This is a genomic window from Blastopirellula retiformator (assembly GCF_007859755.1).
In the GTDB taxonomy this organism is placed as follows: Bacteria; Planctomycetota; Planctomycetia; order Pirellulales; family Pirellulaceae; genus Blastopirellula; species Blastopirellula retiformator.
Genome location: NZ_SJPF01000005.1, coordinates 169,803 through 187,126 on the forward strand (window position 1 = coordinate 169,803; position 17,324 = coordinate 187,126).

Annotated in this window: 20 protein-coding genes; 17 read left to right on the top strand and 3 right to left on the bottom strand. The window is 59.5% G+C overall.

The features are described from left to right. The first annotated feature begins 3 nt into the window (after positions 1 to 3). The 17 genes from Enr8_RS20795 to Enr8_RS20875 all read left to right on the top strand — a co-directional run bounded on the left by Enr8_RS20795 (position 4) and on the right by Enr8_RS20875 (position 15,909). Positions 4 to 744, top strand: a complete 741-nt coding sequence (locus Enr8_RS20795; RefSeq protein WP_146435379.1) for a hypothetical protein — start codon at positions 4 to 6, stop codon at positions 742 to 744. Positions 745 to 880: 136 nt separating this feature from the next. Continuing rightward, positions 881 to 2,113, top strand: a complete 1,233-nt coding sequence (locus Enr8_RS20800) for a phage major capsid protein (RefSeq protein ID WP_146435381.1) — start codon at positions 881 to 883, stop codon at positions 2,111 to 2,113. A 79-nt stretch (positions 2,114 to 2,192) separates the two neighbouring features. Then, positions 2,193 to 2,822, top strand: a complete 630-nt coding sequence (locus tag Enr8_RS20805; protein ID WP_146435383.1) for a hypothetical protein — start codon at positions 2,193 to 2,195, stop codon at positions 2,820 to 2,822. 51 nt (positions 2,823 to 2,873) lie between these two features. Then, positions 2,874 to 3,116 (top strand): hypothetical protein, encoded by a 243-nt coding sequence (locus tag Enr8_RS20810; protein ID WP_146435385.1) that lies wholly within the window; start codon positions 2,874 to 2,876, stop codon positions 3,114 to 3,116. Further along, a complete protein-coding gene (locus Enr8_RS20815) occupies positions 3,113 to 3,451 on the top strand; it encodes a hypothetical protein (RefSeq protein ID WP_146435387.1) in 339 nt (112 codons plus the stop codon). The genes Enr8_RS20810 and Enr8_RS20815 overlap by 4 nt, the downstream gene beginning before the upstream one ends. Further along, a complete protein-coding gene (locus tag Enr8_RS20820; RefSeq protein ID WP_146435390.1) occupies positions 3,452 to 3,892 on the top strand; it encodes a phage virion morphogenesis protein in 441 nt (146 codons plus the stop codon). Next, entirely contained in the window at positions 3,892 to 4,335 is a 444-nt protein-coding gene (locus Enr8_RS20825; RefSeq protein WP_146435392.1) for a hypothetical protein, read from the top strand. The genes Enr8_RS20820 and Enr8_RS20825 overlap by 1 nt, the downstream gene beginning before the upstream one ends. Before the next feature lie 3 nt (positions 4,336 to 4,338). Continuing rightward, positions 4,339 to 5,253, top strand: a complete 915-nt coding sequence (locus Enr8_RS20830; RefSeq protein WP_146435394.1) for a phage tail tube protein — start codon at positions 4,339 to 4,341, stop codon at positions 5,251 to 5,253. A gap of 15 nt (positions 5,254 to 5,268) precedes the next feature. Next, the gene (locus Enr8_RS20835; RefSeq protein ID WP_146435396.1) at positions 5,269 to 5,649 is read left to right on the top strand and encodes a hypothetical protein; all 381 of its coding nucleotides are present in this window, start codon (positions 5,269 to 5,271) and stop codon (positions 5,647 to 5,649) included. A gap of 23 nt (positions 5,650 to 5,672) precedes the next feature. Next, positions 5,673 to 6,056, top strand: coding sequence for a hypothetical protein (locus Enr8_RS20840; RefSeq protein ID WP_146435398.1), 384 nt, complete (start codon positions 5,673 to 5,675; stop codon positions 6,054 to 6,056). Then, a complete protein-coding gene (locus tag Enr8_RS25580; RefSeq protein ID WP_186767775.1) occupies positions 6,056 to 8,182 on the top strand; it encodes a coiled-coil domain-containing protein in 2,127 nt (708 codons plus the stop codon). The genes Enr8_RS20840 and Enr8_RS25580 overlap by 1 nt, the downstream gene beginning before the upstream one ends. 2 nt (positions 8,183 to 8,184) lie before the next feature. Next, positions 8,185 to 8,904: a hypothetical protein gene (locus Enr8_RS20850; protein WP_146435400.1), complete on the top strand. Its 720-nt coding sequence runs from the start codon at positions 8,185 to 8,187 to the stop codon at positions 8,902 to 8,904. A gap of 13 nt (positions 8,905 to 8,917) precedes the next feature. Beyond that, positions 8,918 to 11,782, top strand: a complete 2,865-nt coding sequence (locus tag Enr8_RS20855) for an autotransporter outer membrane beta-barrel domain-containing protein (RefSeq protein WP_146435402.1) — start codon at positions 8,918 to 8,920, stop codon at positions 11,780 to 11,782. Between the two features lie 9 nt (positions 11,783 to 11,791). Beyond that, positions 11,792 to 12,526, top strand: coding sequence for a hypothetical protein (locus Enr8_RS20860; RefSeq protein ID WP_146435404.1), 735 nt, complete (start codon positions 11,792 to 11,794; stop codon positions 12,524 to 12,526). Then, entirely contained in the window at positions 12,519 to 13,115 is a 597-nt protein-coding gene (locus Enr8_RS20865) for a hypothetical protein (protein ID WP_146435406.1), read from the top strand. Before Enr8_RS20860 ends, Enr8_RS20865 begins: the two co-directional genes overlap by 8 nt. Beyond that, the gene (locus Enr8_RS20870) at positions 13,115 to 14,785 is read left to right on the top strand and encodes a hypothetical protein (RefSeq protein WP_146435408.1); all 1,671 of its coding nucleotides are present in this window, start codon (positions 13,115 to 13,117) and stop codon (positions 14,783 to 14,785) included. Before Enr8_RS20865 ends, Enr8_RS20870 begins: the two co-directional genes overlap by 1 nt. After that, complete coding sequence (locus tag Enr8_RS20875) at positions 14,782 to 15,909, top strand: hypothetical protein (RefSeq protein WP_146435411.1); 1,128 nt, start codon at positions 14,782 to 14,784, stop codon at positions 15,907 to 15,909. The genes Enr8_RS20870 and Enr8_RS20875 overlap by 4 nt, the downstream gene beginning before the upstream one ends. Before the next feature lie 51 nt (positions 15,910 to 15,960). On the opposite strand, the gene Enr8_RS20880 is transcribed toward Enr8_RS20875, so the two are convergent. From Enr8_RS20880 to Enr8_RS20890, 3 genes are all read right to left on the bottom strand, one after another. Then, a complete protein-coding gene (locus Enr8_RS20880; RefSeq protein WP_146435413.1) occupies positions 15,961 to 16,299 on the bottom strand; it encodes a hypothetical protein in 339 nt (112 codons plus the stop codon). Next, positions 16,296 to 16,730 (bottom strand): hypothetical protein, encoded by a 435-nt coding sequence (locus tag Enr8_RS20885; protein ID WP_146435415.1) that lies wholly within the window; start codon positions 16,728 to 16,730, stop codon positions 16,296 to 16,298. Before Enr8_RS20885 ends, Enr8_RS20880 begins: the two co-directional genes overlap by 4 nt. 165 nt (positions 16,731 to 16,895) lie before the next feature. Next, positions 16,896 to 17,300, bottom strand: a complete 405-nt coding sequence (locus Enr8_RS20890; protein ID WP_222434922.1) for a toxin-antitoxin system HicB family antitoxin — start codon at positions 17,298 to 17,300, stop codon at positions 16,896 to 16,898. Positions 17,301 to 17,324 lie beyond the last annotated feature (24 nt).

The following is a 17,324-nucleotide window of genomic DNA, read 5'->3' on the forward strand; positions in this document are numbered from 1 at the left end:
ACAATGACTGCTTTCACTCCCAAGGCGAACCTGGCCATGAAAGCCTGGAAAACGGTCGCCGAATACTTCACTCACTTTCTCGTCGATCCGGTCGAGCTGGTCGTGACCGGCACTGACGCCAATGCGGCGATCACGATCAAAGACGCGGCCGGCGGCGGCTATGGCGTCTTGACCAGTGGCGGCGACAGCGTCGGCGACAACGACGGCGTGATCCTGAAAACGCCGGGTGAAATCTTCAAGTTCGACGACAACGGGTTTGCGATTCGCTCGCAGATCGCCTTCACGCCGAGTGGCGGCAACGTCGACAACATCATGCCCGTGGGGGTCATGAGCGGCGTCACGCATCTGACCTTCCTCGGCGACGACGGCGCTGGACCCCCGGCCGACTACTGGGGCGCCGCGATCTACAAGGTGGACGGCGGAACCACCTGGATCTGCGAGGTCAGCAACGGCACGAACCAGCAAACGCTCGACACCGGCATCGCGGCGGACGGGACCGAAGCGACGTTCGAGATCGAGTACAAGCCGGCGGTTGGGGCTCCCGCCTATGGCGAGGTGGCGTTCCGGATCAACGGCGAACTGATCCGCCAGCCCGGCACGTTTGCTCGCGAACACTTCAAGCCGGAATTCAGCCTCACCAGCGCGACCGAAATGCTCGGCTTGATTGGCGTGAAGTGCGGCTCGGCGGCCGAAAAGTCGATCGACATTAACGCGTTCGGGTTCGCGATCGGGCTCGACAACTAAGAGAACAGCGGCGGCCGGCTTCGTTGGCGCGAGACCGGCCGCCTCAATCGCCCTGAGATAGAGCGACTGTCGAAAACGCCAGTCTATCTCAGGTTTTCACCAACACAAATTTGAAAACTTTGAGGAGTGGACCGAGATGGTAAGTCTCAACGGACTATTGAACTGGCAAGCCGTCGGCCGCGAATTGGCCGCCGGTGACCGTGATCGCAAGAAGACGGCCCGTCGTCAAGGCATTCACGAATCGCAGGCGCCGAACCGAGCGGAACGCGAGCTTTGCCTGGCGATCCTCGAAGGGCAAGTCGCCGCGAACGAATATTCCCTGGCCCGCGCCTTTGAAAGCTTGGTGCCGAATGGCCATGAGATCTTGCGCAGCTGGCAAGGCTCGATGGCGGGTCGACCGCAGGGCGTCAACCTGGTGAAGGAAAGCATCAACACCAGCGCGTTCGCCCACATCAACCAGGCGTTCATGTACCAGAAGTTGATGGAGCAATTTAACAAACCGGAGCTGATCGCCCAGCAGCTGGTCACCATCGAGCCGACCACGAAGAAGTGGGAACGCAAGCCTGGCGTCGGTCAGCTCGGCGACGGCGCCCGGAAGGTCGCGGAGGGTGACGACTACCCGCGCGTGACCTTGAACGAAGACTGGGTCGAAACCCAGGAAACCGAGAAGCGCGGCTTCATCGTGGAAGTGACGAAGGAAGCGATCCTCTTCGACGAAACCGGCATGGTGCTGTCGATGGCCAGCAAAGGCGCCGAATGGTTGGCGGTCAACTGGGAAAAGCGGATTCTCGACACCGTCTTCGGCTTGGTCGACCGCTACCACCGCAAGGGTCGCGGCATTGTCGCCACCTACGGCAACAACAGCGGCGATCACGACTGGGACAACCTGCAGACCAACGCGCTGGTCGACTATGAGTCGATCGAGGCGGCCGACCTGCTGTTCGAGGATCTGACCGATCCCGACACTGGCGAACCGATCGTGATCGGGGCTCGCCAGATGGTGGTTCCCGGCGCGCTGTACCAGACCGCGCAGTCGATCATCAACGCAACCGAGATTCGTCGCAACACGCAAGCGACCGCCGACGTCGGGTTCGCGGCGAGCCGATCCTACAGCAATCCGTACAGCGGCTTGCCGGCTCCGATCACCAGCCCGTATGTGAAGGCCCGGACGTCGTCGAGCAGCAGCTGGTTCTACGGCGACTTCAAGAAGGCGTTCAAGTACATGCAGAACTGGGCGCCCGAAACCGTCACCGCCATCGCGGGCAACGAGGACGAATTCGAGCGCGACATCGCGTTCAAGTCGAAGTCGAGCGAGATGGGCCAGGTCGCGGTCGACGAACCTCGCTGCGTGCAGAAGAACACCGAGTAATCGGCTCGGCGGAAGTAACGAAACCAGGGCCGGCGGGCGTCGGCCCTTTTTCTACCACCAAAAACTCTGAGTACCTGAAATGAGCCAAAAAACCCAAAATAAGACGGGGCGACGCTTGACCCCGCCGGCCACTCCGCCGACCAACATCACCGAAGACGCCAACCTGGCCGCCCTGGATGCGCCGAAGCAAACCCCGCCGGCCACTCCGCCGGCTGACGGCAATTTAAATGACGGCGACGCCGGTTCGCCCGCGGCCGAACTCGCCAAGTTGCGCGAAGAACTGGCCGCCAAGGAAGCGGAACTGAAAGCCCGCGAAAAATCGCTCGCCCAGGAAGGGGAAGCCCTGAAGGAAATGCGGGCCAATATCGACGCCTCGCTGGCGAAGCGCCCCGCGCCCGATACCGGCGTCGGCGTCATGCTGGCCGATGTCGATCTGTCGAAAGCCCCCGAGGAGGTCCGCCGCGGCTTGCATCCGAAGGCGACCGGCGACGACAAGAAAGCCTACAGCAAGTGGATTCGCGAGCACTACAAGGGCAAGACGCCGCTGAAGACCTTCGATGTCGTGATCAAGAAAGCGAAGTCGGCCGACATCCCAATTCGCGGCATCAAGGCTGTGGACGAAGGAGACGCCAGTCGCCGCGCCTTTCAGCGCGCTAGCCTTGCCGGCAAGACCGAAGGCTACTGGACCAACGTCACGGCGGTCGGGTAGTCGCTGGCGTTAAACGAGTTCCGGTTTGGTGGGATCGCAGGGGGCCTGAAGGTGGTTAAGTCGCAAACGGAAGTTGTTGCCGATCTGTTAGCCCGGCGAGACGCGATTCTCACCGAGCTGGCCGCAATGGCGACAAGTGACGTCGGGGCCCTGCCGAACACTTCAGGCCCCGGCGATCACATCGACCACGTCGGCTACAAGAAATCGCTGTACGACGAACTCAAACAAATTAGCGACACGCTGGAGTTGATCCAGGGCCCAGCGGAATCCATTTCGCGAGGTCGCCTGACATGACGTTTTCGCAGGCCTACGAGCTTTACAAGAACACTTGGCAGGGCTTCATCGATGTTGAGGAAGTTGCCTACACCGACAGCGACGGCGACCAGGAAGCGGTGAAGGCTCGGCAGATCGAGCCGGATCAAAAGGAACTGGAACTAATCGACGGATTGGCGTCGCTTCAAAGCGACTACATCACGTTCAACCTATGGAATGTGTCGCTCGGCGGTAAGGTCCCTGGAGGCGGTGGCGTAATCACCCAAGCGGACGGTACGAAGTGGACCGTGCAGAGCGTGAAGAAGGCTCAGTGGGGAGCGCAGCATCGCTGTCTTTGCATTAAGCAGGTAACGTAAATGGCGACGACGACGGAAACAATCGAGGCGAGCGATTTGACGGCGGCGCTCAACACCTCGCTGGATCGAATGATCGCTGACGACTTTCGCTCGCCGCTCGAGGAAATGCTCGACATCTTCCACAAGGGCGTGGAGGAAAACTTTCGTAGCGAGTCGTCGCCAGACGGAGTCAGCTGGGCGCCGCGAAAATACGCCGGCGACGGTCACCCGCTGCTCTTCCTGACAGGCGCCATGTTCAAAGAAGCGATGTTCGGCACACTCAACTTCGCCGACAAGGCGGCCCGCCAGATCATTGACCGCGAAGACGTTCCATACGCCGGCGTTCACAACTTCGGATTCCCCGAACGCAACATTCCGCAGCGTGAGTTTTTTGGCGCCAGTGAAGAGCGACTAAAGGAAATGGACCCAGTTATCGCCGACTACGGCCTGGAGTTTTTCTAGTGGCTAGTTCTCTGGAAACGATTTGGGACGCGGTTTACGCCGACATCTTGGCGATGGGGCTGACGGGGATTACGTCGGCCAACATCAAGCAGCAGCAATTTCCATACAACCCAATCGCCAAATCGCTATCGTCGGGGATATTCGTCTGCCCCGAAGATGAGGTTCTGCCAAACTTCGGCAGCAACGAACGCATGGAGATCCGCTACGGCGTCAGCATCACGATGATCCAGGCGTCGAATCAGGCTCTCGGCAAAGGAGCGCTGGGAACGCTTCTCACCTGGCGCGAAGCGATTCGAGGCCGCTATCACGATCGCCTGCCGATCAACGTCGCGGGGGTTCATCGTTTTTATTGCGAACAAGGCATGACGGTCTTGCCTGGCGCTTTTCTGAAACAATTCGACGCATCGGCGCTGATCATTCGCGCCGTCACCTACGAGGGCTAAACAATGGTCACCAACGTCTCCGGATTCCAAACTCAGTTCGGTCTCGGTCCGCAGCATGCCAGCAACTTGGCGACGCGACAGTTCGAGCACTTTGGTTGCTCGATCGACAAGCAGGAAAACATCGTCATTACCGATGGCATGATCGGCAAGCGGTCTCCGGTCGGCGATTCGGCCCAGTTCGGCGTCTATACGGTCGGCGGTTCGGTCAGCCTGCAACCTCGCCCTGACGAGCTGGATTTCCTTCTTCCGTATATTCTGGGCGCCGCCGAGGGGACCGACGCCCTGGCCGACGTCTTCGCCCTAGCTGACACGCTTCCTGATCTGGTCGCAACGGTCGACCGAGAAATCAAGGTCCAGACCTACCGCGGACTGAAGGTCAATCAAGCCACGTTCCGCAGTTCGGCCGGCGGCACGCTTGGGCTTGATCTCGACCTGCAGGGAAAGCTGGCCGACGCCGATGCGAATCAAGGCACATTCCCCGACATCCTGTCGACCATCTCGGCGAAGCGTCCGTACATCCACCACCAATCGACCATCACGGTCAACGATGTTGAGATCGAGGTCGACAACTCGGTGATCACGATCGACAACGCCCTGGACCTCGGCCAGTTCAACAACAGCCAAGCCCGGAGCCTGATCGTCGAGGGCCCTCGCGTCATCACCTGGGCGTTCGACACCGAACTGGACGACGCCGCCCTGGCGAACCTGATCGCCAACGCGGCCCGCGGCGTCACCGGATCAACCAGCTACACCAACGGCACCGACACGCTCACGTTTACGTTCGGCCTGTTGCAAAAACCCCGCACCCAAATCCCGATCCAGGGCAAGGGCGTGATCCGGCCGAGTCACCAATTCATCGCCTACGAAGACCTGGCGAACAGCGAACCGCAACTGGTCGTCACCAACACCAACGAATAGGAGTCACCAACCGCCATGAGCGAACAATTTTTCATCGACGACGGCTACGATCAGGAAGGCTTTATTGCCCAAGTCGCCGGCGTTCACGGTCCGATTGAGTTCACCTATCGGCCGATGATCCAAGCCGATCGCCAATCTCACTACGACTTAGTGATCAAGAAGAAGCTGCCGGCCGATCGCGCCATGGCAAAGACGGTTTCCAAGCACTTACAAAGCTGGTCGCTCGAACGTGACCCGACGCCGGAAAACCTCGCCAAGCTGCGATCGCCGATCCTGGAAAAGCTCCACGCGATTATCAGCGGCGAAGCTCCGAGCGAAGCGGGTGAAGGGGATGGGCTCACCTCTGCCGAGCAAGACGAGGACGACGTAAAAAACTCCGGGTCGGCGTCGCCCTGATCCTTGCCCATCCTAGCGCCGCCGTGATTGATTGTGACGACTGCCAGCAGTTCGTCTACGACCTAGAAAAGGGGGAGCGAGCTACGGTGGCGATGGGGCCAGATCGGGTGCAGACGCCACAGCGACGACTACCAGGCATGAAGCTGCAGTGCGGCCAATGCCCAAAGAAGTCGCCGCAGAACGCCAAGCGGCTCGAGTTGTCGGTCAAAAACTGGAAAACCTACCAATTGTGGAGAGAGGTGAAAGCGACTCACGGCCGCTGTCTCACCGACGAAATGGCGAGGGATTCGATTATTCGCCGCAACCTCGCGATCCTGGACGCTCTTCACGAAGTCCATGAACGCAACACGCAGCAGAACCAAAGTCTGCAAACGCTCGCCCTCCTGGCACTGAACAAGGCCCACTGATGACCGCGCCCAACGCTGAACGATTCGTCCGCTACACCCTGACCGCCATGGTGGACCCATCGGCGAAGAAGACGGTAACGGAATTCGGGGCGGCGTTTGAGCGAACCCAGAAGGGCATGACGGCAACGGCGAAGATGGAGGCGAAGAAGCGGGCCACGAATGAGGAGAAAGAACGCCAGGCCAAACTCAAGGCCGAAGAGAAGGCGGAGAAAGACCGCCTCAAAGTGGCCGAGCGCGAGGCGAAAGAAAAGAAGCGACAGGCCGACAAGGAGGCCCGCGACGCCGAGAGCGCCACCGCCAAGCGGCTAAAAGACGAAGCGCGCGCCGCCAAAGAGGAGGCGGAGATTAACGCCCAGCGAGCCCGAGAAGCGGAGCGGGTCGCACAAGCGAAGATCCGTGCCGAGCAGCAAGCCGCCGCAGCGGCCGAGCGGGAATCACTTCGCATTGCTCGCATCAATTTTCGAGCAAACGAGGTCGCGAAGAAGCAGGCGGCCGATCTGGCGCGAGCGAGAGAGGCGGCCGAGCGCAGGATCCGGCGAGAGCACGAAAGCACCGTGGCGCTGTCTGGCGAACTCAGCAAGCGGATGACCGACGGTTTCCTTAAGGCCGGTGAAGGTATAGCGACAATGGGCCGTGGCCTGGTCGCCCTCGGGATCGCTGGCGAGGAGGACCTTGAGAAGCTCGTTAAGACTCTAGCGCGCGTGCAAGGAATTGTTGAGCTAACGAAGGGAGGAATTGAGACCTATCGCGGGCTCCGCGAAGGGGTCGACGTCTATCGGCGGTCTGTCGAGGCGGCGGCCAAAGCCGAGGCGATTTTGGCTGCGATTCGTGGCGCTAACAGCCGTGGCGGCAAGATGCCGCGCGGCGCCGGCTGGGAGTCGATGGGATGGCGAGGAATGATGGGGAGCGGTGGCTTTGGTGGAATGGCGATCGGTGGTGGTGCAGCAACTCTCGCCGGTGCTGGCGCCGCTGCTATTGCCGGCGTTGGTTTCGCAGGCGCCCAGGCGGCTCAATCATTTAACATCGGCGGATCCGCGGACCGACTGGCGGAGGCTGGATGGTATGACCCTGGGACTTTGACGGGATGGCTTACCGCTCAACGTGACGCGATGTCGATCTCCAGCACCTTTATGGGCGACAACTACGATACGATCGATGCTCAAAATCAAGCCCGTCGATCCGTCGCAAGAACGGGACGTTTGCAAAAAGCCCGAGAGGCACTAATCGCCCAGCAGCAGATGGACCAACAGAGAGCGGTTCGCCTTCAGCAAGAGTACGACGTCGAGCAACAACTGCGACAGAATCGATCAAGCAGCGAAGATCTACTCTCCCAGCTAGGCGGCCCCAGTCCCGATGCGGTCATGAATCGCGCTCAATCGGCAATGCGTTACGCCGATCAGCAGCAAGCCGAACTGGCCAGAATGCGGTCCGGCAACATCGTCGGCCAGCGACAGCAATTCAGCGATGGGGAAGTTGCCGTTCAGGAGCAACGGACCCTGCAGGCGATCAATGATGCGGTACGGCTACGCCGCGAATCGCTCGAAATTGCCAAGCAGACCAATCGCGAAGAACGCGACGCCGCCGAGCAAACAATTCGCAAACTCAACACGCAGATTGAAAAACAGCGGCAACTACAGAAGGAATCGGAAGACAGGTTGCTATCGGCTCGCGAACGCTTCGGGCAACTCTCTGAGGGCGAACAGAAGCGGGCGATCGCGATCAAGCAAAAGGCGGACGCCAGCGGCTATGCGGCACTGACCCGCGAAGAACGAGCAGTTCTCCGTGGGATCGGAACCGAGGGGGCGGAATCGATTGCCCGACAGGGCGACGTAGCGGCGGCCAATGCGGCCGGGTTTGATCAGTTCTTTGGCGGCGCGGAACGCAAGAAGATCAAGGATGCGATCGCGGAGCAAGCCAAGCTGGAAGTTGAGGTCAAGGCTCAGCGGCAAGTGGTCGTCAAGCTCGAGGCTGATGATGAACGACTTATTGAGGTAATCCGCGAACAGTTCGGAACGCTACTAGAAGCCCAGGAACAAATCACCGAAGAGAAGATCAAGCGAGCCCTGACCGACTTACGAGCGGAACAAAACAAGACCCTGAAAAACTCCCTTCCACCGATCAACTAGCCATGTACCTAAAAATCGGCAACTACACGCACCCGATCGGCGAACCGGCCTTGCAGATTGGCAAGCGTCCGGTTTTGTCCGAAGGCGGAATTCCGTTGTCGATCATCGAAACATGGTTGATCAATGGCCTCATCGTCGGCAGCGGCCAGGCGGACATTGACGCCAAGGTTGCCGCCCTGGTCAGCGCCTACAGTCAGCGAAACTTCGACGCTGTTCTGTTGCTCTCTGATGGCGCAACAGCCAGCCAGCACGTGATGCGCCATCGTGACTCGATGGGCGGCATCCGGGTCATTGCCGGCCCCAGCTTCCCTAACGGCGGTGGCGCTGAATACGCTACAAAGCGAACTTTTTCCGTCACGCTCGAAGCGGAATTTCCCGAAGCCGCAGCGACATCCCTACTCAGCTTTCGCGAATCGGTCACATTTGGCGGCGGCGGCCCGCGAACCGCTTGGACCGAAACGAAGCTCGGTCCACCTCGACCGCAGCTGGTGCGACGCCAGACCATCTACCGAGCAACCCAAAGCGGCCAGGCGGTCGGCTATCGCGTCTACCCGACTTTCCCCGGTCTACTGCTGCCGGAACGCTACGCCCTTGAGCCTCCATCGCTGACCTACGGCGGCGGCAAGAATCGCGGCAACGGCCTCTTTACCGACTACACGCTCAGCTGGGAGGTCCGCTATCAATCGGATCGCCCCTTGGTGGCAACCCCTCATTTACGATAACGGAGCATAGGCGATGGCACTATTTGTTTGGCGCGGCGACGCGCAGGGGAGAGCCCAGGTCTCGAAGATCGTGGCGGAATTCGTCGAAGCTGGCGACATCGTGACGCTGACAATCAACCGGAAAGACATCGCCTTCACGGCGCTGAGCGATTCCCTGGCGCCGATCTACGAAGGATTGATCGCCGCGATCGAGGAAGCGGATCTGCCCGAATTGGCCGACATCACGGCCGAGGTGGTGACAGACGATTCCACTCCCTACCTGAAGCTGACCGGCGCCGCAGACGGTCGCCCGTTCACGATCACCACCGACGCGTCGAACGGTTCACTCGGCGACGTCGCGATCAGCACGACCACGTCAGCATTCGCGGGCTCGAACGAAAAGCAGACGGTGACGCTACCGGCCGGCGTCACCGGCGGTACGTTCACCCTGACGTTTGATAGCCAGGAGACCGGCAACATCGCCTACAACGCCAGCGCGGCCACGGTTCAGACTGCTCTGGAGGCATTGTCGAACATTGATAGCGGCGACGTGGAGGTCAGCGGAGCGGCCGGCGGACCGTGGACGATCGAGTTTAAGGCGACCTACGTCAACACCGACGTGCCGCTTCTCCTTATGGACTCGTCGAGCCTGACCGCCGGTACGGTGAGCATTGCCGAAATTGCCAAAGGCCAGGCGGGCACGAACGAAATCGTTCGCGTCACGATGACCTACTCAGCATCAAAGCCATCTGGAACGCCTACCGAGTACGCGATGACATTTGGAGCATCGAACCATATTTTTCGGTGGATCGACTTTAGCGATCTCGACACCGCCGCGAAGTTTAAAACCCAGATGGAGACGCATCCAGATATTAATTCGTCAAATGTCACGGTAACGCTAGTTTCGTCAGCATTTCGCGAACGCGTTTACGATGTCGAGTTCACAGGCTCGCTTGGCGGGTTCAACTGGGATATCACCTTCTTCGAAGCGTCGGGCTACGGCATCGGCAGCGGCGCAACCACGCAGCAAGACGGCAGCGCAACCGGCACCAACGAACGCCAACAAGTCACGCTGACCGGATCGCCAGGCGGCGGCACCTTTACGCTCACCTACAACGGGCAGACCACCGGCAACATCGCCTATAACGCCAGTGCGGCGATGGTTGAGACGGCGCTAGAGGCGCTCTCGAATATTACCAGCGGCGACGTTTCGGTGTCGGGTGCGGTCGGCAACTGGCTGATCGACTTCGAGAACAACCTGGCGGCTACCGATGTTCCCCTGATGACTGGCGACGGAGCAAATCTTACTGGTGGCGCCGGGGCGATTTCGGTCACCCAGTCGGCGGCGTCGCCGGTAAATGAGCGGCAGACCGTCAGCCTTTCCGAAGGCGTCACCGGCGGCACATTCACGCTCACCTATGCCGGCCAGGAGTCGGGCAACATTTCCTACTCGGCGGCGGCGTCGGCGGTCGAGACGGCGCTGGAGGCGCTATCCAACATCGGCGCCGTGGGGGTGACTGGCCCCGAAGGCGGCCCCTGGATCGTCGAATTCCAAGGCGGCCTGGCCGCAACGAACGTCGCGCTCATGTCGGGCGATGGCGCCAACCTGACCGGCGACAACTCCCAGACGCTCACGATCTCGTCTTTGACGACGCCGACCGGACCGCACCACTGGAGCGAACCGGAAAACTGGGATCAGAATAGCGTCCCGGTCAATGGTTCCGATGTGCGGATTGAAAACACCGATTCCAGCATTCTCTACGGCCTGGGACAATCGGCCGTGACGCTCGACAGCCTGGACGTGCGGGCGAGTTTCACCGGCTCGATCGGGCTGCCGAACTACAACGAGGCGGGATTCTATGAATACCTGCCGACCCATCTGGCGGTTGGCGCGACTGTGGCCTCGATCGGCAAGGGGGAAGGAAGCGGGTCGTCATTGGTTCGACTCGACACCAGCAGCGCTCAGACCGCCGTGACGGTACATTCCACCGGGGGCACATCGTCAACGAACGGCTACGCGGTCGAGTGGGTCGGGACGAACGCCAGCAACACCATGGTCGTTTACAAAGGGTCGGTCGGGGTCGCGATTGACGCCGGTGACGTCGCGGTGCTGGACTCGCTCAACGTCAGCTTTGTCGACAGCCGAGACTCGGATGCTCTGGTTGCACTTGGCGACGACGTGACAGTCGGTGACATCGTCAAGAACGGCGGCGAATTGACGATCGGGGGCAAGAGCGGAACCGCGATCGATTCGATTCAAAACACAGCCGGGGTCTTGCGCATCGAAGGAACCGACGCGGTCAGTCAACTGTACGTCGAAGGAGGCGAGGTCTACTACTGGACTAGCGGCACACTCGGTGGCGATACGGTGGTCGACACCGACGGCCAGCTGATTTTTGACGGCGACATGCGTGACAAAGTCGTCACTAACATAATCATTGTTCGCGGCGACTCGGCGAACGTGATCGACACCAACGAAGTGGTGCAGATTCTAACGCTTCGCTTCCAAGGCACGACGCGACTATCGGATCTCGGCAACGACATTATCGTCACGCGCGGCGCTGACGTAACCACTCTTAACGGATTCCGAACCGTGGCATCAACAGTCCAACAGCAAGAAGTCGATGTAACCAGCACGCTGCAGTCGATTGGCGATTTGCTGGATGACGAGAGCTACACTCATCCAGCGGGCAAAACGGCGGCCGATATCATCCAGTTCGACGTTTCGCACGCGACCGCCGATGTGGATGTGCACGACGCCAGCAACGATATAGACGGCACGACGACGACGGCGACCACCGGCGTCACCTACTGGCCGATTCTCGGCGCTGCGGCGCTCGCGATGCGGCTCAAAACCGCGTCAACAGCAACCTGCCTGATTCGCATCTGGTACGCCTAGGAGTCAAACGTGGTAATTCATCTCGGCGAAATCGACAATGGCGGCAGCGGTGGCGGCGGGGCCGTGACCAAGACTGGCAATCAGGGGCTTGCCGTCACATGGACGTCAGTTACCGAAATTACGATTGGCGTTGGCTGGTGCAACGACAACGAAGGCAACTTGATCGAGGTCACGACGCCGATCGTGCTGGACGTATCGGAGAGCGGCGATTACGCGAGCGGCGATTCACGAGCAACCAACACCTGGTATCACGTTCTTCTCGGGCTTGATGGCGGGTCCGTGGTCGCCTGTCTGTCGGAAACGCTAGAACTGCCGAGTGGCTGGGATACATGGCAGATGCGAATCGCGATCCGTCTCAATGCGACGAGCGGCGGACAAATTGAAGATTGCGAGTTTATCGGAAGCTACGTGCATCGTGGGCCAGATGACTACGCCAACGACTTGTCAAACACCTCGCCAGGAACATCGCAAACTATTCGCGCCTGGTGCCCTCCAATGGTTTGCCTCGCGAATATTGCAATGCGATTTAGTAGATCCAGCGAGCAGGTTTACACCGGGATAGTAGACGTGCCGCCTTACGCCAAAGCGGTTTTTCGCGAAAGCATTAACATCGAGCGCGCGGCAGTTATAAATTCGAGTGGACAATACACCGTTGTTCAAAATGTGGCTGCGTCGTGGGAAAATTTTCAGACCGGAACAGCTGGCTTTTACTATCCTGCTTTCCAGGCGGTGAATTATGAATAAGACAATCAGCAACAGTCGAGGCATCGCCAAAGTGGCCGACGGCATTGCGACCGAATGGGCAACATTGCACGAGAGGAATCACTGCAACCAATTCTTTGGTAACAACGTGGTCGCCGATCCACTGCCTGATGGCTACCTGTTCGCCGACTCGCTTGATGAAGCGCAGCAGCTACTTGACGCCGCTAACGACACCAACCACGCCGCTATTGCGACCAAGCTGACGGAGATCAACGACGCCTACGATCAGCGTCTCAATGCAGGTTTTCCGGTCGTGGTGGGCGAGACCGACTACGGTTTCTCACTACGGATCGACAAAGACGCCCGCAACGAATTCGACGCGCTGTTGACCGGCATCAACACGCAGCTGCTGCTAGGAATCCCAGCTTCCAGTATCACGGAGACGATCTACGGCATCGACGAAGATTCGCCAGATGGTCTCGATGACGGCCACCAAGTCACCGCAATCGAGTTCGTGGCGATCTTTTCCGCCGGCAAGGCCTACTACCAGAGCTTGCTCAAGGCTCGAAAGAGCTATCAGCAGCAGGCCCGCAGCGGCGACGTCGACTTCACGCCTTGGGGAGAGCAATAGTGGGCTACCCTGAAGCGACATTTACTTACCCCGGAATCAGCAACTTCAACGAAGTTCGCTACACAATGAGCCACGGAATCAGCCCTGGTCGCATCACCGTGCGCGGAACTTTAGAAGACATCACGCCGCGAACGGAGGGAACCGCCGTTTTCCGTTACGCCGGGACCGCGATCCAGATTCCCGGCTGTCGTGTCGACTCGCTTCAACTTGAAACCGGCGGCGACGGCAAAACGATGATACGGGCCGAGATTTTCGACCAGCGATGGCGGTGGCGGTTTGGTCACATCAGCGGCGAATACAACCGCCGTCGGCGCGGGGGCGACGAAAACGACCCGATCGCGATTGAGCCCGACACCAAAAAGACGCCGCAGGATCTCGCCAGGCTTTGCCTAGAGGCGATGGGGGAGCGGCGCTATGACGTTTCCAAGATGCCGAACGTGTCGCGGCCCTATGTCAACTGGGATTACAAGCTCCCCGCCGTCGCGCTGAGCGAACTGGTCGACGCTTGCGGATGTCGCGTGGTGCTGAAGCATGGCGGCCAGGTCTCGATCGAGCAGGCGGGCGTTGGAGCCGGGCTGCAAATCAATCAAGCGGCGATCAGCGGCGAGGCGGTCTACGATCCGCCCGAACTGCCGGCCGCGCTGAAGTTCGCCGCGGCGCCGTCGAAGTATCAATACGACTTTCGCCTAGAGCCGATGGCAATCCAGCCCAACGGCGACGTCGTCAGCTACGTCGAGGCCGATTACATTCCGCCCAGCGGCTGGGAGACCGAGCCGGTCTTGGAAATGCCGAACGTGGAGAAAAAATACCGCGATCTGGCGAAGTCGTGCATTTGGAAGGTTTACCGGATCATGGCCGGCTTTCAGCTGAATGGCGAGCCGAAAACCCCTGAGAACGTCATTGAGTCGATCGAGGAGATCCTGCTGCTTAACGAGCAACTCGAAGTCGACGAGTTCCCTGGCGGGTTGAAGGAGCGACGGCTACCGTGGGTCTATGGGCAATACGACGATGGCGCCAGCACGCTCCCGCCTCCGCCGCGCAACAAGGTTCCGAACCCGAATCTGAACAAAGAACCCAAGACGCTCTACCGTCGCGGCTTCACGGTCGACACGGAACGGGGGCTGGTGATCTTCTCCGAACCGGTTCACCAGTGGCAGTTCGACAAGGCGTTGAACACCAATATCGCCATTCCGCCGGTGATCCGGTTGCGGGCCGCTTTTCATCGGCGTGACATAATGACGCGGGGGCTGATTCGCTTTGAGCACATGCGGGGCAAGCCGGCGCGAGTGAAGGATACGCAGGTCATCACGCGAAACGACATCGGCCGGGAAGCTTACGTGCTCTATCAACCAAGCGGCGGCGAAAAGCTGATCACCAACGAGACGGAAGTCAAAAAGCAGGCGGAATATTACCTCGATGCCGCCCAGAAGGAACTGGAGGCCAAGCAGCCCGGTTCGCTTACCTATGATGGTTTCGCGGCAATTCAGCCCGATGGAGCAATCCAGCAAGTCACCTGGTCGATCGGCAGCGATGGCCGCGGCGCCACGACCGCCAGCCGAAATCAGGAGCTGGAAAACGCCGACATGAGCTACCGCGAAAAGCAGTTTATTCAGCGAACCGTCGAAGGCATCAAGCAGGATCGACTCGCAGCCCAGAAAGAAAAACCGTGACGCTCAAGCCCGTTAACACGAAGATCTTCGTCAACCGCGATCGCTATAGCCTCTTGCCGTTCGCCGTCATGGTTCCCGAGGTCGCGAAGAGCGCCGTAGAGCTGGACGGCGAAAGCGGCGTGCTTAGGCTCGCTCGCCCCGAGGCGTCGCCGATCCAAGACGCCGGCCTGTGCTATCTCAATGGGCCTCAGATCACCGGACCTACGCTATCCGGTAGCTGCTCCCAAGGCGTGATCGCCCAGGCGTTGATTCGACAGGACGACAGCGACGGCGTCGACAACAAGGCTCTGATCGTACCTGGCGCTCTGGTTGGACCGGTCGAGAGTAGTCAGGGCTTGGCGGCCGGCGGCGCCGCGTATCGCTTCCTGGGGTTCGAGGGGTGTCCGATCGACGCGCCGGTTGATCCGCAGCGGCCGAAACACAAGTTTCGCATCGGCTGGGTGGCACCCAGCTTCTCGCAGTCGGCCCGGTTCTTCAAGTGCGAAGAATTGCGACATCAGTACGTTTATCCCTACAGCGGCGCCGGACTAGTCTTTGAGAGTAACCGCGCTTCGTTAGCTGGCGGAGCAACCCGACCGATCGTTAGCGGGTTTAACTACCGCGCGTTCGATCCGTCGATCAGCCCAGAATCATCGCCAGACTTCCGTTCCGTGAAATGGGGAGCACCAAGCTTGCCAAGCGAAGTTTCAGGCGACACGCTTACGCCGATCGATGCAAGCCAGAAGGGGGCGGCGCAGTTGCGGTGCGTCAATGCAGGTGTTTTTCAAATCGGCTTCACCGCCTCGATCAAGCCGGTTCAGGCGGGTAGTGACGTTCGTGGTATGACATTCGGACTGCTGGTCGAGCGATCCGCTTACAAGTACGAGAGCGGCGTCGACTTGACCGACAATGAAAGCGGCATCTTTCGCACTGACTACCAAGAGGGGGTCTATGTTCGGCCCGAAAACTGGGCATGGTTCGAGGAGGTCGACAGCTACTTCTATTCCGTCAGCGGCCAGACGATTATCAATGCGAACGTCGGGGACCGAATCCATGTCGTCAATGCGGCAACAGGGGTTCTGGAGGTCCGCTATTTGAATGTGTGGGGTCACACACTGCCGGCGTCGGGACTCGCGTTTGGCTAAAACGGATCGTCGACACGCGGACCGTCAAAAACAAAAGCTCTTCCCGTTCGTTCACGATCGGCCCCCAGTGATGATTCGGCGAAAGATGGCGACGACTGGCGGGTCTGGTTCGGCGTCCGATTCTGGCGTCGGCTCTTGGAACTTATTGCAGTTGCCACGGGAATTTACATCCTGGCACGCGGGGCTTGGCAAAAGGAACTTGTACTTCTCGAAGCCGCCGCGTTCCACGTAGGCCGTCTTGCCGGTCGCTGGGTCGCGGATCTCGATTCGCTGGTTGCTCGGTTCGGTGCAGAGGTTCATGCCATCGTCAGGGGGGCCAAGGTGAACCCACCACCGGCAGTCGGCGCAGCAGACTTGGTTGAACGGGTCGTATTGGACGGGCTTGGTCATAGTCGCTGACTGTTCGCCATGATGCAATTGCAGGAACCAACAAGGGCCGAGACGACAAAGAACGCCAGGATCATGTAGTAGATCTTGCTTGTATAGTCGACCTTCTCGCCAACGACGCGGCAAGATTCGATCTCGTATTTGTCGCGAAGTTCTTCGGCTAGGGCGTATTCGTCCAACGCCTTGTGCGTAAACACCATCCGCATTCCGGTCACCTTTGAAGTCCCGGTGACCTCATAGGTGATTGTCTTCACGCGAGCCTCGGGAATTTCCAGGCCAAGGAATGTATCCGGACCAATTTTTTCGACCGACTGGACTTCAAGCCCTTTTTGTTGCGCCTCAGCAATCGCGCGGGCCTCGCTCGTCGTTTCGACCCACTGGCGATTCGTTTCGCCAGTTGATTTATCACGCACCATTAAGTTGAATTTTGGCATACTGGTTTCCGCAAAAGAGTCGACAAACGCACAACCTATCCAGCGTTTGAGGTCGCCGCAACTCTTTTGGGGCCAGCGCATAAAAAAACGCCGGGGGCAAATTGCTTTCGCTCTCTCTTTTCAGAAAGGGCGCCCCCGGCGATAAAATTGTAGCCTAACGCTCCTCTAGCCGCGACAGGCGGCCGAGAGCTGAAGCGCGCATTTGGCAAGGATCAATTGGTTGATCGACACCCCCTCCGCTTCCGCTTCGACCTTCAGGGCCGCGTGAAGGGATTTCGGCAGCCGCAGCGAAAGAGTCCCCGACGCGTCCGCCGTTCGCTCGATAAATTCGTCCCGATTTCCCCCCTGTCGCGACCGGATCTCCTCCCAAAGCCTTTGCCAGGCGTCGAGATCCTGCAGCTGTGTCCGTTCCGCAGGAGTCGGGAATAATTGGCTGAGTGCTCCGCCGATCCCGCCAACAGCGTTCCAGAGCGATTCCCAGCCTGTGGTCGACTCGATCGCTTGGTCAACAACACGGGTAAAATCTCTCACCTTCTTATCGCTAAGTTTTTTCATCGTCTTCGGCTCCATATCAAAAAATTAAAAAAGGCGGCC

Excerpts from the sequence above, each read along its gene's own strand:
- Enr8_RS20850 (WP_146435400.1), top strand. The coding sequence starts at position 8,185 with ATGTACCTAAAAATCGGCAACTACACGCACCCGATCGGCGAACCGGCC.
- Enr8_RS20865 (WP_146435406.1), top strand. The coding sequence starts at position 12,519 with ATGAATAAGACAATCAGCAACAGTCGAGGCATCGCCAAAGTGGCCGAC.
- Enr8_RS20855 (WP_146435402.1), top strand. The coding sequence starts at position 8,918 with ATGGCACTATTTGTTTGGCGCGGCGACGCGCAGGGGAGAGCCCAGGTC.
- Enr8_RS20815 (WP_146435387.1), top strand. The coding sequence starts at position 3,113 with ATGACGTTTTCGCAGGCCTACGAGCTTTACAAGAACACTTGGCAGGGC.
- Enr8_RS20835 (WP_146435396.1), top strand. The coding sequence starts at position 5,269 with ATGAGCGAACAATTTTTCATCGACGACGGCTACGATCAGGAAGGCTTT.
- Enr8_RS20820 (WP_146435390.1), top strand. The coding sequence starts at position 3,452 with ATGGCGACGACGACGGAAACAATCGAGGCGAGCGATTTGACGGCGGCG.
- Enr8_RS20805 (WP_146435383.1), top strand. The coding sequence starts at position 2,193 with ATGAGCCAAAAAACCCAAAATAAGACGGGGCGACGCTTGACCCCGCCG.
- Enr8_RS20885 (WP_146435415.1), bottom strand. The coding sequence starts at position 16,730 with ATGCCAAAATTCAACTTAATGGTGCGTGATAAATCAACTGGCGAAACG.
- Enr8_RS20890 (WP_222434922.1), bottom strand. The coding sequence starts at position 17,300 with ATGGAGCCGAAGACGATGAAAAAACTTAGCGATAAGAAGGTGAGAGAT.
- Enr8_RS20880 (WP_146435413.1), bottom strand. The coding sequence starts at position 16,299 with ATGACCAAGCCCGTCCAATACGACCCGTTCAACCAAGTCTGCTGCGCC.
- Enr8_RS20795 (WP_146435379.1), top strand. The coding sequence starts at position 4 with ATGACTGCTTTCACTCCCAAGGCGAACCTGGCCATGAAAGCCTGGAAA.
- Enr8_RS20800 (WP_146435381.1), top strand. The coding sequence starts at position 881 with ATGGTAAGTCTCAACGGACTATTGAACTGGCAAGCCGTCGGCCGCGAA.
- Enr8_RS20830 (WP_146435394.1), top strand. The coding sequence starts at position 4,339 with ATGGTCACCAACGTCTCCGGATTCCAAACTCAGTTCGGTCTCGGTCCG.
- Enr8_RS25580 (WP_186767775.1), top strand. The coding sequence starts at position 6,056 with ATGACCGCGCCCAACGCTGAACGATTCGTCCGCTACACCCTGACCGCC.